This is a genomic window from Sphingomonas sp. Leaf62 (assembly GCF_001421915.1).
In the GTDB taxonomy this organism is placed as follows: Bacteria; Pseudomonadota; Alphaproteobacteria; order Sphingomonadales; family Sphingomonadaceae; genus Sphingomonas.
On the sequence record NZ_LMLN01000030.1, the window covers coordinates 335,555 to 351,602 of the forward strand.

Sequence of the window (16,048 nt, forward strand, 5' to 3'; positions counted from 1 at the left end):
CATCTCGCTGCGTCCGGTCGGCGGAAGCGACACCGCGGTGCTGCGTGCAAGTTCGCCGGCGCTGGTCGAGGGCGAGCAACTCGATGCGCTGGTCGCCACCCGCTATGGGCGGATTATCCTCGGCCTGTCACGACAGTTGCGCGCGCCGCTCCACCACGATCCGCTGATCGGTGCCTACGAGATTACGATCGCGGCAAAGGCGGCGTAAAACGGTCCCCCATCGCTGGCCCGGATCGAAACCGAAGCGGCGATCGGTTCAGCGCAATCCCAATAGCTTGTGGGTTTGCAGCGACAGTCGCCAGCGCGGGCGAGCCATGGCAAAGGCGACGGCTTCGTCGCGGTTGAACACTTCCTGTCCGATCGCGTCCATCGGCTGGACGAGATGATGGGTGAAATCCCACTGCTCGATCGCATCGACATCGATACCGGATTGCGGCCAGACCAGCTTCAGTTCGTCGCCGTTACACTGCACGACGTCGCTGCCCGCCTTCGGACTGATACAGACCCAGTCGATGCCGGGATGGGTGACAATCGTGCCGTTGCTCTCGATCGCAATCTGGAAACCCTCGGCATGCAGGGCGTCGACCAGCGCATCGTCGATCTGCAACATCGGCTCGCCACCGGTCAACACCACGAAGCGCCGCGCCGGCTCCGGTCCCCAATGACTGGCGACTGCTGCCGCCAATGCCATTGCACCGGGAAACTTTCCGCCGCCAACCCCGTCGGTGCCGACGAAATCGGTATCGCAGAACCGGCAGATCGCACTGTGCCGATCGACCTCCCGACCCGTCCACAGATTGCAACCGGCAAAGCGGACGAACACCGCGCGTCTCCCGGCATGCACCCCCTCCCCCTGCAAGGTGAGGAACATTTCCTTCACCGAATAGGTCATCGGCCGGTGTCGGGGGTTTCCGCGTAGCGGGTGGGATCGGGCAAACCTGCCTCGACAAAGCCACGCGCGCGCAGGCGGCAGCTGTCGCAGCGGCCGCAATGCAGATCGCCGACCGGATCGTAGCAGGTCCAGCTCATCGCGGCGTCGAGACCCAGTCGATCCGCTTCGCGCGCGATGTCGGCCTTGGTCATGTGTTGCAGCGGAGCATGGATACGGAAGCGGGCACCGTCGCTGCCGGCGCGGGTCGCCAGCTCGGCCAGCGCCTCGAACCCAGCAATGAAGTCGGGGCGGCAATCGGGATAGCCCGAATAATCGAGCGCATTGACCCCGATCCACAAATCGCGCGCGCCCGCCGCTTCCGCCCATCCGAGCGCGAGGCTGAGGAAGATGGTGTTGCGCGCCGGGACGTACGTGACCGGAATATCGTTACCCACGCCGTCCTTGGGCACGTCGATCGACAGGTCGGTCAGCGCCGATCCACCGAATGCCGACAGGTCGAGCGGCAGGATGACATGGCGTTCGACCCCCAGCGACTCGGCGATGCGCTTGGCCGCGGCCAGTTCGATCTGATGGCGCTGGTTGTAATCGATCGATAGGGCCAGCAGCCGGTGACCCGCCTCGCGTGCCAGCGCCGCCGACACCATCGAGTCGAGTCCGCCCGACACCAGCACCACGCTGAAGGGAGAATTCGTCATGCTGCGCTCGCTAAGACTTTCGGGAGGTCAGGGCAACCGCCCGAAAAAGAGCGGGCCGCGATGACGCGGCCCGGAGGGTTCCATGCTTTAGGGGAAACATGCGTGCCCAACCGGACACGTAATTCGTATAACGCGCTTGGCCTAAACATAGGGTTAACGCGAACGGCGGGCGCAACTGCCGACCCGCCGCGCTTCATAGGCATCCGCAAACGGCATGCCGTCGGCGATGCCCTCGCTCTCGATCCGTAGCGAGCGCGGCGTATCGACATGGACCGTCGTGCGGATGTGGCCGATGCCGGGGCAGGTATAATGGACGGTCGATACGCGGACCGTATCCTCGATCACGAACCGGCTGCATTGCGCACTGCGCAACCGCAGCCGCAGGAAAGCCGCCGGATCGGCAAAGCAACTTGTCCGTGCAGCCTCGGGCGATCCGGCCTCGCGCAGCGACCAGTCGCCCGGCGCAACCGCACGCATCGCCGCCAGCGTCGGTGCGGCGGCAGGCTGCGCCATCGCCGCACCCGATGCCAGCACCAGCGCCGCCGCGACCCGGTATATCGACCTACTCGCCATCACGTCCCCCTTACCGCTCGCGTCAGGATGCGATGTCGGCCACCGCCAGCGGAAATTTCGTCGCGCAGAAGGCGCAGTCGACGGTGATGATGCCGTTCTCATCCGCCATCGCCGCGCGCTCCTCTTCGGGAAAGCGCGAGATGACCCCCGCGATATAGTCGCGGTCGCAGCGACATCCGCGCGACAGGTCGGTGGTCGCAAGGATGCGGACTTCGCGTTCCTCGTTGAACAGCCGCCAGACCAGCGTTTCCAACGGCACCATCGGATCGGCGAGTTCGTCGGGTCCCATCGTCGAACCCAGCGCCTCGACATGATGCCATTCGGCGTGGTCGAGGCGAACGTGCAGCCGTTCGCGACCTTCCTCACCCTCGGGCAGATGTTGCAGGAAGATACCGCCCGCAATGCGCTGCCCGTTATCGTCGACGCCGATGCCGAGGCGAACTAGCGACGGGATCTGTTCGGATTGCAGGAAATAGCTTTCCGCCGCCGCCGCGATCGAGTCACCGTCGAGGGGAACGATACCCTGATAGCGCTCACCCGACGTCACCTGATCGAACGTGATCGCCAGATAGCCCTGACCGAACATGGCGAACAGTGACGGGTCTTCGCCCAGCTCCGCCAGCCGATCTGCATCGAAATCGACATAGCCGCGCAGTTCGCCATGCTTGTAATCACAGACCATCAGGCGGATGATCCCGCCCTGCGTCTGCGCCTGGAGCGTCAACTGCCCCTCGGCCTCCTTCAACGTCGTGCCGAGCAACGCCGTCAGCGCCAGCGTTTCGGCCAGCAACTTTTCGATCGGCGCGGGATAGGCGTGCGCGGCGAGGATCGACTGCGCCACCGGCCCCAGCCGCACGACGCGACCGCGCGCGTGATGATCGGGCAGCGTGAACCCGATCGCACGATCGAGGTCAGGCAGACGGACGGTATCGGACAAAATCAGGCTCCCCATGGCCCGACATTCGGGCAAACTGTGATCGATCACTCACATGGTAGCCCGTCGGTGATTCCGCAAGCGCTTTGCGCTATGTTGCGACTGCGAAATAAACAGGCTGGGACGCTTCGATTTGTGCCCTGATAGCTGACCGCACCGCCCTGCCGCTGGTGAGCGGACACGACGGGATTCTCGGCTGCTGCGGCGGACGTGAATAGTGGCTTCCGCCCGAAGCCGGACGAATTACCGAATAGAGTTCTATCACAAACCGCGTTTGTCGTCGGCTTACCCTACCAGACCGAAACACCAGCGCAGGATCGCCTTTTGGGCATGCAGCCGGTTCTCGGCCTCCGGCCAGATCAACGACTGCGGCCCGTCGATGACGTCCGGCGCAACCTCCTCGCCGCGATGCGCAGGAAGGCAGTGGAGGAACACCGCATCGGCCTTGGCATGCGCCATCAGTGCCGCATCGACCTGATACGGGGCCATTGCCGCCAGCTTCTGCTCGACGTGCGCCTGTCCCATCGATATCCAGGTGTCGGTAACGACGACATCCGCGTCCCGCACCGCCGCGACGGGGTCGCGCGTGACGGTCGCGCGACCGCCTGCCGACGACAGAACGTCCGCCGAGGGATCATAGCCTTCGGGACAGGCGGCGACGACGTCGAACCCCATCAATGCGCCGGCCTCGACGATCGAATGCAGCACGTTGTTACCGTCGCCCAGCCATGCCCATTTGGTGCCCGGCAATGCCTTCCCGGCTTCGATCACCGTCAACAGGTCGGCGACGATCTGGCACGGATGCGAATGGTCGGTCAGGCCGTTGATGACCGGGACCGAGGCATAGCGGACCATCTCGTCCAGCTTGGCGGGATCGTCGGTGCGGACCATGATCGCATCGCAATATCCCGACAGCACGCGCGCGGTGTCGGCGACGGTCTCGCCGCGCCCCAATTGGGTGGTGCCGGCGTCGAGCACCAGCGCCGACCCGCCCAGTTGCCGCATCGCCATGTCGAACGACACGCGCGTCCGGGTCGACGACTTTTCAAACACGCAGGCGAGCGTATGCCCGGCGAGCGACGCATCGGCATCGGCGCGGCCCTTCGGCCAGCCCTTGCGCGCGGCCTTCGCGTCGAGCGCGTCGTTGAGAATGGCGGCGATGCCATCGGCACCGGCCGAGGCGAGATCGAGGAAATGGCGCATATTGGGTAAATCCTCCCCGGCACAGGGATGAGGACCGTCCGCAGGACGGTGGAGGGGGTGCTCCACCAACGCTGCGCTTCGGGGCGGTCCCCCTCCACCATGCTTCGCATGGTCCCCCTCCCCGTGCCGGGGAGGAGGGTTCAATCAATCGTCGGCGACGGGCACATAGACCCGGGCGGCGGCGGACAGCTTTTCGACGGCTTCCGCGATATGGCGCTCTTCGATCACCAGCGGCGGCAGGACGCGCACGACATTGTCGCCGGCCGCGACGGTCAACAACTGGTGCTGATCGCGCAGATGGGCGACGAAGCGGCGGCTGTCGGACTTCAGCTTGATGCCGAGCATCAGCCCCTTGCCGCGAATCTCCTGAAACAGGTGATCGTGGTTCGGGATCATCTGTTCGAGACTGGCGCGCAACCGGTCACCCATCGCCTTCACATGATCGAAGAAGCCGGGTTCTAGCATGACGTCGAGCACCGCCTGCCCCGCCGCCATCGCCAGCGGATTGCCGCCATAGGTCGAGCCGTGCGTGCCGAACACCATGCCCTTGGCCGCTTCCTCGGTCGCAAGACACGCGCCGAACGGAAAGCCGCCCCCGATCCCTTTGGCCGACGAAACGATGTCCGGCGTCACACCATATTGTTCGTGCGCGAACAACGTACCGGTCCGGCCATAGCCGCACTGAACCTCATCCAGCACCAGCAACAGGCCGTGGTCGTCGCACGCCTTGCGCAGACCCGCAAGGAACTCGGGCGTCGCGGTACGCAGGCCGCCCTCGCCCTGAATCGGCTCGACGAGGAACCCTGCCGTGTTGTCGTCGATCAGCGCCAGCGCGCCTTCGAGATCGTTGAACTCGGCATAGTTGAAACCCGGCAGCAGCGGTTCGAACCCGTCGCGCATCTTCGCCTGATTGGTCGCTGAGATGGTGCCGAGCGTCCGGCCGTGAAACGCCTGATTGAAGGTGATCAGCGTGTGCCGCTGCGGATTTCCGTTGGCAAAGTGGAAACGGCGCGCGGTCTTGATCGCGCACTCGACTGCCTCGGCCCCCGAGTTGGTGAAGAACACCGTGTCGGCAAAGCTGTTGTCGACAATCCGCTGCGCCAGTGCCTCGCCCTGCGGGCTGCCGTACAGGTTGCTGACATGGATCAGCGTCGCGGCCTGTTCCTGGATCGCCTTGGTCAGGTGCGGATGGCCATGGCCGAGCGCGTTGACGGCGATGCCGGCGGCGAAATCGAGATACTCGGTGCCGTCCTCGCCGTACAGGTAGCAGCCCTCGCCTCGGACCGGACGCACGCCGCACCGTGGATAGACGGGCATCAGTGCGGGGGTCGTCATCGAACTGCTCCTTTGAGAAATATCGGCGCTTAAAACGCAAAAAGGGCGGTCAACCGGACCGCCCGGAGCGGCGCTGTACCGCCCTCAAGGGGCTTTCGTCAATTCTTGAGCTTCCACCCCGACCGCAGCAGCGCATAGCAGCCGATCGCCATCGCGATATCGACCGCCAGGATCACCGCACCGCCCAGCAGCACCGGCGAATCGGCGCGTTCCAGAAAGCCGTAGCGGAAGCCCGAGATGATATAGAAGAACGGGTTCAGGTGGCTGATCGTCCGGAAATGCGGCGCCAGCGCCTCGACCGAATAAAAAGTGCCCGACAACAGGGTCAGCGGCCCGATCACGAAATTGGTGATGGCGGCGGCATGGTCGAACTTCTCCGCCCAGATCGAGGTCATCACCCCGGCGAGCGCGAGGAAGGTCGATCCGAACAGCCCAAACCACAGCACTGCGCCGGGATGCCGCGGCATGACATGCACGCCCGGATAGAGCAACATCGCGAACCACAGCACGATCCCGACGAGGAACGCGCGCGTCACCGCGCCGCCGACCAGCGCCGCCAGCAATTCACCGGTGGACAGGGGCGGCATCAGGTAATCGACCACCGTCCCCTGAATCTTGCCGACCAGCAGCGCGAAGCTGGAATTGGCGAAGGCGTTGTTGAGCATCGCCATGGCGATCAGCCCCGGTGCGACGAAATCGGGGAACGGCACGCCCAGTACCGACCGCCCGGCCCCACCCATCGCCACCGAAAAGATGACGAGGAACAGCAGCGTCGTGACCGCCGGTGCCCAGATGGTCTGAAGCTGCACCTTGAAGAAGCGGCGCACCTCCTTGATATAGAGCGTGCGCAAGCCGCCCCAGTTGACGTTCCGGATGACCGGCACGCCGGGGTCGGCAAGGACGATTTTTGCGCGCAACGGGGATTGTTCCTGCATGGCTGTGTCGCCTAATCGCTGGCGAGGGCGGCGGCAAGGATCAAGGTCGTCCGGGCGCCACTGGAATATGAAGGACAAGGACGGGCATGAGCTGGACCGAAGAACGCATCGCGACACTGGCCAAGATGTGGGAATCGGGGATGACCGCCAGCCAGATCGCCGAGGAGCTCGGCGGGATCAGCCGGAACGCGGTGATCGGCAAGGCGCATCGTCTCGGGCTGCAATCACGCCCTTCGCCGGTGCGGTCGAACGACGCGTCGAAGGCCGCCGCCGCTGCGCCCAAGCCCGCTCCTGTCGAGCCGGCTCCGGTCGTCGAGGCTGCCCCGCCTCCGCCCAAGCCCGCACCGGAGCCGAAACCCGCGCCCGAACCCAAGCCCGCGCCGGTGATCGCCGCCGAACCGGTCGCGCCCAAGCCGGTCGCCCCGAAATCCCCGGTCGAGGACGATCCGTTCACGCCCCTCCCCGTCAGCGCCGATGACGCGGACGAGGAGGAAGAGAACGAAGCGGAAGACGACGCCCCCGCTGCCCCGAAGCAGCGCGACATGCCGGTCATGCGCTCGGTCGGTCCCGGCGGGTTCCTGCGGCAGAATCCGGGCGAGCAGACCGCGCCGCTGACCCCGGCCCCGCCGCGCCGTCTGGTTCCGGCCCGGCCGAGCGATGCGATCGCGGGCAAGACGACGTTGCTCGATCTGAACGACCGGATCTGCAAATGGCCGATCGGCCATCCGGGCGAACCGGATTTCCATTTCTGCGGTGACAAGGTCAATCCGGGCTTCCCGTACTGCGTAGCCCATTGCGGCCATGCCTATCAGGCGCAGCTGCCCCGCCGCGACCGCCGCCCGCCGCCGCCGCTGCCGTACGGTGGGCCACGGGTTCGCTGATGCCCAGCGCGCAAGTCCGGGCTTGAGCCCGGACACGCTCCGGCGCTCGGCCGGCCGGCGCGGCCAAAGCCGCGACCGACGGCATGGGCTTCGCCCATGCCCGCCCGAACTCCCGACGCCACCCCCGCTTTGCGGATGACCCCGTTTCGTTCTATACGTCGCACATGGCCGAAAATCTGTTCGAAGCGAACGTCCCCTCCCAGCCCGCCTATGACGCGTCGTCGATCGAGGTGCTGGAGGGGCTGGAGCCGGTCCGCCGCCGGCCGGGCATGTATATCGGCGGCACCGACGAACGCGCGCTGCACCATCTGGCCGCCGAAGTCCTCGACAACGCGATGGACGAAGCGGTCGCCGGCCATGCCAACCGGATCGAAGTGCAGCTGGATGTCGGCAACCGGCTGACGATCATCGACAATGGCCGCGGCATCCCGGTCGATCCGCACCCGAAATTCCCCGACAAATCGGCGCTCGAAGTCATTCTGTCGACGCTGCACTCGGGCGGCAAGTTCGCCGGCAAGGCGTATGCGACGTCGGGCGGCCTGCACGGCGTCGGCATCTCGGTCGTCAACGCGCTGTCGATCGATACGGTGGTCGAGGTCGCACGCGACCGGCAGCTGTATCGCCAGCGTTTCTCGCAGGGGCAGACGCTCGGCGCGCTCGAACATGTCGGTGCGGCCCCCAACCGGCGCGGCACGCTGGTCGCGTTCACGCCCGATGCCGAAATCTTCGCCGATCTGCAGTTCAAGCCCGCGCGGCTGCACAAGCTGGTGCGATCAAAAGCCTATCTGTTCGCCGGCGTCGAAATCCGCTGGAAATGTGCGCCCGAGCTGGTCGCCGGCACGGACGTACCCGCCGAAGCCGTCTTCCAGTTCCCCGGCGGCCTTGCCGACCATCTGCGCGAACAGATTGGCGGCCGCGAATGTGCGACCGCCGATTTCTTCACCGGTCGACAGGATTTTCCGGGCGAACAGGGCCGGGTCGAATGGGCGGTAGCATGGCCGCTATGGAGCGATGGCAGCTATAGCTATTATTGCAATACCATCCCGACGCCCGATGGCGGCACCCATGAACAGGGCCTGCGGCAGGCGCTGGTCCGGGGCCTGCGCGGGTTCGCCGATCTGGTGGGGAACAAGCGCGCCAAGGACATGACCGCCGACGACGTGACGGTCGGCTGCGAACTGATGCTGTCGGTGTTCATTCGCGAACCGCAGTTCCAGAGCCAGACCAAGGACCGCCTGACCAGCGTCGAGGCGGCGAGCCTCGTCGAAAAGGCGGTGCGCGACCATTTCGACCATTTCCTCAGCCACAATATGGACCGTGGCAAGGCGCTGCTCGGCCTCGTGCTCGACCGGATGGACGAACGCCTGCGCCGCAAGGCCGAACGCGAGGTCAAGCGCAAGACGGCGACGTCGTCGCGCAAGCTGCGCCTGCCCGGCAAGCTGACCGACTGCGCCTCCGACGACCCCGCCGGCACCGAATTGTTCATCGTCGAGGGTGATTCGGCGGGTGGTTCGGCCAAGCAGGCGCGGGACCGCAAGACGCAGGCGATCCTGCCGATCCGCGGCAAGATCCTGAACGTCGCGTCGGCGACCAGTGCCAAGATTCTCGCCAATCAGGAAATTGCCGATCTGGTCCTCGCCATGGGGTGCGGCACGCGCAAGGACTGTCAACCCGATGCGCTGCGCTACGAACGCATCGTCATCATGACCGACGCCGATGTTGATGGGGCGCATATCGCGACCTTGTTGATGACGTTCTTCTTTCAGGAGATGCCGGAGGTCGTGCGGCGCGGGCATCTCTATCTGGCGCAGCCGCCGCTGTATCGGCTGACGGTGGGGGCCAAGTCGCTCTATGCCCGCGACGATGCGCACCGCGCCGAACTGGAACGCACCGCGTTTCGCGGCAAGAAGGTCGAGGTCGGCCGGTTCAAGGGGCTGGGCGAGATGAACCCCGGCCAGCTTCGCGAAACGACGATGGACCCGAAGACCCGCAGCATGATCCGCATCACCCTGCCGCAGGAATATGAGGAGCGTGCGGCGGTCAAGGATCTGGTCGACCGGTTGATGGGCACCAATCCCGCGCACCGCTTCGCCTTCATTCAGGAAAATGCCGCTCGGCTCGACGACGAGGTGATCGACGCCTGAGGCTTGGTTGACGGCCCCGACCGCATCCGCCACCCTTAGACGACGAGGGATGAGGGGGAAATCGGATGCTGGTGGCGGCAACTATGCTGATGGCGGCGGCAGCAGCACAAACGGCACCTGCTCCGGCGCCGGCTGCGGATCCAGCAGTCGAGCGACGGGCGCGCGACGTCGTGTCGATCCTGTCGGGCCAAGGCGACTATGATGCGATCTTCGCGCCGTCCTTCCGCACCGCCGTGCCGCGCGCGCAATTCGATGCGATCGGCGCGCAATTATCACAGGCGCTCGGCAAACCGACCGGTGTCGAGGCCGTGCAGCCGACCGGGCCATGGTCGGCGCGCGTCCGCATCGGCTATGATCGCGGCATCCTGAACGCCGATCTGGTGATCGATCCGAACGGGGCACACCAGATCACCGGCCTGCTGACGCGCGGCGTCGATGCGCGCGGGCCCGTCGCCGCCACGACCGATGCGGTCGTCGAACAGGTCGCCGCCCTGCCCGGCCATAGCGGCCTCGCGCTGGCAAAACTTGGCAGCGGCGCGCCGCAACTGCTCAAAAGTCATGACGCATCGATCCCTTTGGCGATCGGCTCGGCTTTCAAGCTGGTGATCCTCGCCGAACTGGTCCGGTCGATCGAGGCAGGGGAACGCAAATGGAGCGATGTCGTGACGCTCGACGGTTCCGCCCTGCCCGGCGGCGGCTATGCGCAGCAGCCAAAGGGAACGCGCGTTCCGTTCCGCGAACTGGCCGAACGCATGATCTCCGTCAGCGACAACAGCGCGACCGATATCCTGCTATTCCATCTCGGCCGGCAGAAGGTCGAGGCGATGCTGCCGGTCGTCGGGATGACCGATGCGACTCCACGCAACGTGCCGTTCCTCGGCGCGCTGGAGATCTTCAAACTGAAGGGCGTCGATGGCGGCGCGCTGGGGTCGAAGTATCTGGCACTGCCGATCGCGCAACGTCGCGCGTTTCTCGACGGACCGGTGCGTGACACGCCGATCGCGGCAATTCCCAAGACCCTGTTCCAGGACGGCAAGCCGTTGCGCGTCGAGCAGATCGAATGGTTCGCCAGTCCGAACGATCTGGTCCGCACGATGGACTGGCTGCGACGCCATTTCGATGGGCCGGCGGGGGCGGACCTGCGGGCGGTCCTGTCGAAAAACCCCGGCCTGCCCGAACCTGCCACCAACTGGCGCTATGTCGGGTACAAGGGCGGGTCGGAGCCCGGCGTACTGACCATGACGTTCCTGCTCCAGGGCAAGGACGGCAACTGGTACGTACTGTCGAGTGGCGTCAACGATCCGACAAAGGATGTCGATACGCTGCGCTTCACCGGTTTGATGGGTCGCGCGCTGGAACTTGCCGCGCCGCGTTAAAGGTGGGAGCCGGACGACCCGCTGCGAAATCGTTGCGGCTGCTTCCTTCCGGACCTGACCGGGTTGGCGACGGCATCGTCCGCCCGACTCCCGCGCGCCATATGGGCGAAGCGCCGCGCCGACGCAAGAGCGTCAGTTCGCCTTGCGCGGCAGTCGCGAATAGGGAACGAAATCGTTGAGCGACAGCGATCCGCTGAACATCTGCGAATTGCGGTCGACCAGTGTAACGATATCGATCCGGCACAATCGCGTCCCGATCGTCCGGGTGACCAGAATGTCGTCGCGGTCGGCGATCGTGCCGCCCTCCGGTCGATTGACCATCAATGTGCCGTTGTTCATCCGATACACGACACCGACATCCGGCACGATCTCGGTCGACCGAATGTCGCGCAGGTTGATGCAATCGACCGGCTTGCCCATGGTCCGCCCCTCGACGATCCGCGCCAACGCTGCCTCTCCGGCAGCGACGCGATCCTGCGCGACGACAGGGGTGGCGATCAGGGCGGAAGCGAGCATCAGGATCGGCAGGCGCATCGCGAAAATCCCGGATAGAGTGATGGACACGTTCATTAGCCATCGGCAGCTGAACGCGCGCTGACGAACGGTCAACGCAGTCGACCATCCATCCGCTCCATCCGCCCCTTACAGCGCGGCGGCGGCTTCGATGATCGGCACGAACTTCGCCGCGGTCAGGCTGGCACCACCGACCAGCGCCCCGTCAACGTCCTCGATCGACAGGATCGATCCGGCATTGGCGCCGGTGACCGAACCGCCATAGAGGATGCGGATGCCGTCGGCGGCATCGCCGACCATCTGGCGCAGCTTGGCACGGGCGATCGCATGGACCTGCGCGATTTCGTCCGCCGACGGCGTGCGGCCGGTGCCGATCGCCCAGCGCGGTTCGTAGGCGAGCGTGAACCAGTCGCCGCTGGCACCTTCGGGGACCGACTTTTCGATTTGCGCCTGCACCACACGTTCGGCGCGGCCGGCGTCGCGTTCCGCTTCGGTCTCGCCGCAGCACAGGATTACGGCCAGCCCCTGCCGCCGGGCGGCGGCGGCCTTCGCCCATGCGTCGTGGCTGGTTTCGTTCTGATCGGTACGGCGCTCGCTATGGCCGACGATCACGACCTGTGCCCCGACCTCACGCAACATCTCGGCCGACAGACAACCGGTATGCGCGCCGCGTTCATTGGCATGCACGTCCTGTCCGCCGATCTGTACCGACTTGGCGATCTCGGCCGCGTGGTGGACCAGCGTGGCCGGCACGCACAGCGCGACATCGACGCCCGGCGCGGCGGCGGCGGCGGCATCGATCGCCTCGATCTCGGCCAGCTGAGCCCGCAGCCCGTGCATCTTCCAGTTCCCCGCGACCAGCTTGCGACGACTCATCGTTCCGGCTCCCAGCCCGTTTTACATGTTCTACAGCCGATAGCGTGTCTGGCGGTCCGCGCAACCTTGAAGCGGCGGCGGCCCGTCTCTAAAGCAGCCTCCTTTCATTCCTCGCGATCGGTTGTACGGATGCTCGGTTTCTTCAGGCGCATGACCAAGTCGAAGGTCGGCATCTTCATCGGCCTGCTGCTGCTGGTGACCATCGCCATCGGGTTCGCGATGGCGGATATCCAGAGCCTGCGCCCCGCATCGATGGGCGGTGGCGGTGCGGCAGTGGCGAAGGTCGGCGATCAGGAAATCGGCGACGTCGCACTGCGCGAGCGGATCCAGAACGACGTCCAGAACGCGGCGCAGCGTCAGCCCGGACTGACTGCCGCGCAGTATATCGCGGCCGGCGGGTTCGAAGGATCGCTGGAGCGGGCGATTTCGGATTCGGCGCTGATGCAGTTCGCCAAGGATCACGGACTTGCCGTCAGCGACCGCTATATCGACGGACAGATCGCCAGCCTGCCGGCGTTTCAGGGCCTGGACGGCAAGTTCAGCCAACAGGCGTTCGATCAGGCGCTGGCCCGCGCCCGGATCACCCCGCAACAGTTGCGCGACGATTTCCGCCGGACGGTGCTGACCCGGCTGATGCTGGCCCGCACGGTCGAGAACAGCTTCATGCCGCAGCAGCTGGCGCTGCCCTATGCCTCGCTGTCGAAGGAATCGCGTACCGGACAGGTGGCGATCGTGCCAACCGCGGCGCTGCCCGCACCGGCCGCGCCGACCGAACAGCAGTTGCAGGCGTATTACAACGCCAATCGCGGCCGCTACACGATCCCGGAACGGCGGGTGATCCGCTATGCGATCGTCAGCCCGGCGAGCGTCGCGGCGCGGTCCGCACCGACCAATGCCGAGGTGCAGAACGCGTATCGCACCAACGCCGCACGATTCGCACCGTCGCAGACCCGCGCCATATCGCAGGTGGTCATCGCCGATCAGGCGGCGGCGAACCGCGTCGCGCAGGCGGTTCGCAGCGGCCAGAGCGTGTCGGCCGCCGCCGCGCCGCTCGGGCTGGAAGCGACCACGCTGACCGGCCAGACCCAGGGTCAGTTCGCCGCGCGGACCTCTGCCGAAATCGCCGCCGCCGCCTTCACCGCGCAACAGCGCGCGGTGGTCGGGCCTGTCCGCTCGCCGCTGGGCTTCGTGGTGCTGAAGGTCGATACGATCACGCAGGTGCCCGGCAAGACGATTGAACAAGCGCGTCCCGAACTCGTTGCCGAACTCACAAAGACCAAGAGCGCGACGGCGCTGGGCGCGGTGCAGGAGAAGATCGACGGCGGCATCACCGATGGCGCGACCTTCGACGAGATCGTCGCCGATGCCAAGCTGACCGCACAGGCGACCGCGCCGATCACCGCGCAGGGTATCGACCCGATGAAACCCGGCCAGCCCGACCCGGCGCTGGCCCCGATCATCGAAGCCGGCTTCGCGGCCGAGGCCGGTGACGCGCCGCAGATCGTGCAGACCCAGGCCGACGGCACCTTTGCGCTGGTCGCAACCGGCGACGTGACCCGTGCCGCACCGCGGCCGCTGGCCGATATCCGCGCGCAGGTCGTCGGCCAGTATCTGAAGGATCAGGCGATGAAGGCGGCGCGGATGATCGCGCAGCAGATCCTGACCAAGGTCAATGGCGGCATGCCGCTGAACACCGCCGTGGCGCAATCGGGGGCGCGCCTGCCCGCGCCGCGTCCGGTGACCGCGTCCCGCCTGCAATTGTCGCAGCTGGGCGCGCAGGTGCCGCCGGCCCTCTCGCTGATGTTCTCGATGGCACCGAAAAAGGCCCGGCTGACCGCCGCGCCCGATGGCGAGGGCTGGATCATCGTCTATCTCGATTCGATCGCCCGCGGCGATGCGAGCGGCGACAAGGCGGCGATCACCGGCGTCGGTCGTGAGCTGGGGCGGATCAGCGGCAATGAATATGCCGAACAATTCGTCGAGGCCGTGCGCCGGCAGGTCGGTGTGACCAAAAATGCTGCCGCGATCGGTCGTTTGCGGGGCGAACTGGCCGGCACGGCCGCTCCGACAGCGCAATGAGTGCGGTTTCGGGGGTAGCGGCGGCGCAGGTCGCGCTGACGGCCGGCCGTCCGGCGCTGGTGTGGACGACCCGCGTCGCCGATACCGAAACGCCGGTCGCCGCCGCGCTGAAACTGATCCAGCCGGGACGCGGTGACTTCCTGCTCGAATCGGTCGAGGGCGGATCGGTGCGGGGCCGGTACAGCCTGCTCGGCCTCGCCCCCGATCTGGTGTTCCGGGCGCAGGGGCATGATGCGGCGATCAATCCGCACTGGCTGAGCGACCGCGACGCGTTCGTGCCCTGCACCGAGCCGACGCTGAGCGCACTGCGCACGCTGGTCGGGGAATGCCGGATGGACGTGCCGGCCGCGCTGCCACCGGCGCTGGCGTGTCTGGTCGGCTATTTTGGATATGAGACGGTCGGGCTGGTCGAGCAGTTGCCGCAGGCCGCCGAGGATGCGCTGGGCCTGCCCGACATGATGTTCGTCCGGCCGACGGTGCTGCTGGTGTTCGACCGCCTGTCCGACACGCTGTTCGTCGTCGCGCCCGTCTGGCCGGGGGCGTCGGTCGAGCGCGCGGTCGAGCGGATCGAGGAGACTGGCGCCGCGCTCGACGCCGCCGCCCTGCCGGCGCCCGCGCGGCTGGCGGAAGCGCCGGAAATGGCGCTGACGCCGACGCTGCCCGCGGGTCGCTATGGCGAGATGGTCGCCGCGGCGAAGGAGTATATCGCGGCGGGCGATATTTTTCAGGTCGTGCTGGCGCAACGCTTTACCAGCCCGTTCCCGCTCGAGCCGTTCGAATTGTATCGGGCGCTCCGGCGGATCAACCCGTCGCCGTTCCTCTACCATCTCGACCTGCCGGGCTTTGCGCTGACCGGATCGAGCCCTGAAATTCTCGTCCGGCTGCGCGACGGCGAGGTCACGATCCGGCCGATCGCCGGTACGCGACCGCGCGGTGCGACGGCGGCGGAGGACGAAGCGAACCGGACCAGCCTGCTCGCCGATCCCAAGGAGCGGGCCGAACATCTGATGCTGCTCGACCTTGGCCGCAACGATGTCGGGCGGGTCGCATCGACTGGCAGCGTGCGGGTCACCGACAGCTATACCGTCGAATTCTACAGTCATGTCATGCACATCGTGTCGAACGTCGTGGGCAAGCTGCGCGACGACGCCGATGCGCTCGATGCGCTGTTCGCCGGCTTCCCCGCCGGTACCGTATCGGGCGCGCCCAAGGTGCGGGCGTGCCAGATCATCGCCGAACTGGAACGCGAACGTCGCGGTGCCTATGCCGGCGGGGTCGGCTATTTCAGTCCCGACGGGTCGATGGATTCGTGCATCGTGCTGCGCACCGCCGTGGTCAAGGACGGGGTGATGCACGTCCAGTCGGGGGCGGGCATCGTCGCCGACAGCGTGCCGGAATACGAACAGCGCGAGTGCGAGGCAAAGGCCGGCGCGCTGCTCGCGGCGGCGCGCGAGGCAGTGGCACAGGCGACCAAGGCGCGTTTCGGACAATAGTCGCGGAAGTTGGCGAAGTTTGCGCTACGTTAAGGTTGCACGGCGTAGTCGTGTGGCCGGGGGTTTCGGTTAAATCGTTGATACTAAACGATTCCCTGTAGCAAACGTGATTCGGCGTG

General features: G+C 66.2%; 13 protein-coding genes, 1 other RNA gene and 2 pseudogenes. 6 read left to right on the plus strand and 10 right to left on the minus strand.

Annotation, left to right across the window (positions count from 1 at the left end):
- A pseudogene (locus ASE91_RS20770) lies at positions 1-208 on the plus strand (histidine kinase); the annotation flags it as partial.
- A gap of 48 nt (positions 209-256) precedes the next feature.
- Here the strand turns inward: ASE91_RS20770 and queE are convergent.
- The 7 genes and pseudogenes from queE to ASE91_RS16905 form a co-directional block, all read right to left on the minus strand.
- A complete protein-coding gene (queE, locus tag ASE91_RS16875; RefSeq protein ID WP_056628276.1) occupies positions 257-892 on the minus strand; it encodes a 7-carboxy-7-deazaguanine synthase in 636 nt (211 codons plus the stop codon).
- A pseudogene (gene queC / locus ASE91_RS16880) lies at positions 889-1,593 on the minus strand (7-cyano-7-deazaguanine synthase QueC); the annotation flags it as partial. The gene queE and the pseudogene queC, both read right to left, overlap by 4 nt.
- Positions 1,594-1,740: 147 nt before the next feature.
- On the minus strand, positions 1,741-2,160 hold the full coding sequence (locus tag ASE91_RS16885) for a hypothetical protein (RefSeq protein ID WP_082454091.1): 420 nt from the start codon (positions 2,158-2,160) through the stop codon (positions 1,741-1,743).
- Positions 2,161-2,182: 22 nt separating this feature from the next.
- Entirely contained in the window at positions 2,183-3,112 is a 930-nt protein-coding gene (gene hslO, locus ASE91_RS16890) for an Hsp33 family molecular chaperone HslO (RefSeq protein WP_056628281.1), read from the minus strand.
- A 267-nt stretch (positions 3,113-3,379) separates the two neighbouring features.
- Entirely contained in the window at positions 3,380-4,297 is a 918-nt protein-coding gene (argF, locus tag ASE91_RS16895) for an ornithine carbamoyltransferase (protein ID WP_056628283.1), read from the minus strand.
- Between the two features lie 144 nt (positions 4,298-4,441).
- Entirely contained in the window at positions 4,442-5,632 is a 1,191-nt protein-coding gene (locus ASE91_RS16900) for an aspartate aminotransferase family protein (RefSeq protein ID WP_056000008.1), read from the minus strand.
- A 98-nt stretch (positions 5,633-5,730) separates the two neighbouring features.
- Entirely contained in the window at positions 5,731-6,567 is an 837-nt protein-coding gene (locus tag ASE91_RS16905) for an ABC transporter permease (protein ID WP_056628286.1), read from the minus strand.
- An 86-nt stretch (positions 6,568-6,653) separates the two neighbouring features.
- Here ASE91_RS16905 and ASE91_RS16910 point away from each other — a divergent pair, with 86 nt between their 5' ends.
- The 3 genes from ASE91_RS16910 (at position 6,654) to ASE91_RS16920 (ending at position 10,968) form a co-directional block, all read left to right on the plus strand.
- Positions 6,654-7,448 (plus strand): GcrA family cell cycle regulator, encoded by a 795-nt coding sequence (locus tag ASE91_RS16910; protein WP_056628288.1) that lies wholly within the window; start codon positions 6,654-6,656, stop codon positions 7,446-7,448.
- Between the two features lie 164 nt (positions 7,449-7,612).
- On the plus strand, positions 7,613-9,592 hold the full coding sequence (parE, locus tag ASE91_RS16915) for a DNA topoisomerase IV subunit B (RefSeq protein ID WP_056000017.1): 1,980 nt from the start codon (positions 7,613-7,615) through the stop codon (positions 9,590-9,592).
- A 65-nt stretch (positions 9,593-9,657) separates the two neighbouring features.
- On the plus strand, positions 9,658-10,968 hold the full coding sequence (locus ASE91_RS16920; protein ID WP_056628291.1) for a serine hydrolase: 1,311 nt from the start codon (positions 9,658-9,660) through the stop codon (positions 10,966-10,968).
- Here the strand turns inward: ASE91_RS16920 and ffs are convergent.
- The 3 genes from ffs to tpiA all read right to left on the minus strand — a co-directional run bounded on the left by ffs (position 10,967) and on the right by tpiA (position 12,357).
- Positions 10,967-11,063, minus strand: an RNA gene (gene ffs, locus ASE91_RS19035) — signal recognition particle sRNA small type. The genes ASE91_RS16920 and ffs overlap by 2 nt on opposite strands.
- A gap of 37 nt (positions 11,064-11,100) precedes the next feature.
- Positions 11,101-11,502 carry a hypothetical protein gene (locus tag ASE91_RS16925; RefSeq protein ID WP_056000024.1) on the minus strand — a complete coding sequence of 134 codons (402 nt, stop codon included), beginning with the start codon at positions 11,500-11,502 and terminating at the stop codon, positions 11,101-11,103.
- Between the two features lie 108 nt (positions 11,503-11,610).
- Positions 11,611-12,357, minus strand: coding sequence for a triose-phosphate isomerase (tpiA, locus tag ASE91_RS16930; protein ID WP_056000027.1), 747 nt, complete (start codon positions 12,355-12,357; stop codon positions 11,611-11,613).
- A 129-nt stretch (positions 12,358-12,486) separates the two neighbouring features.
- Here tpiA and ASE91_RS16935 point away from each other — a divergent pair, with 129 nt between their 5' ends.
- Together ASE91_RS16935 and trpE are read left to right on the plus strand one after the other, a co-directional pair.
- A complete protein-coding gene (locus tag ASE91_RS16935) occupies positions 12,487-14,436 on the plus strand; it encodes a peptidylprolyl isomerase (protein ID WP_056628294.1) in 1,950 nt (649 codons plus the stop codon).
- Positions 14,433-15,929, plus strand: a complete 1,497-nt coding sequence (trpE, locus tag ASE91_RS16940) for an anthranilate synthase component I (protein ID WP_056000033.1) — start codon at positions 14,433-14,435, stop codon at positions 15,927-15,929. The genes ASE91_RS16935 and trpE overlap by 4 nt, the downstream gene beginning before the upstream one ends.
- Positions 15,930-16,048 lie beyond the last annotated feature (119 nt).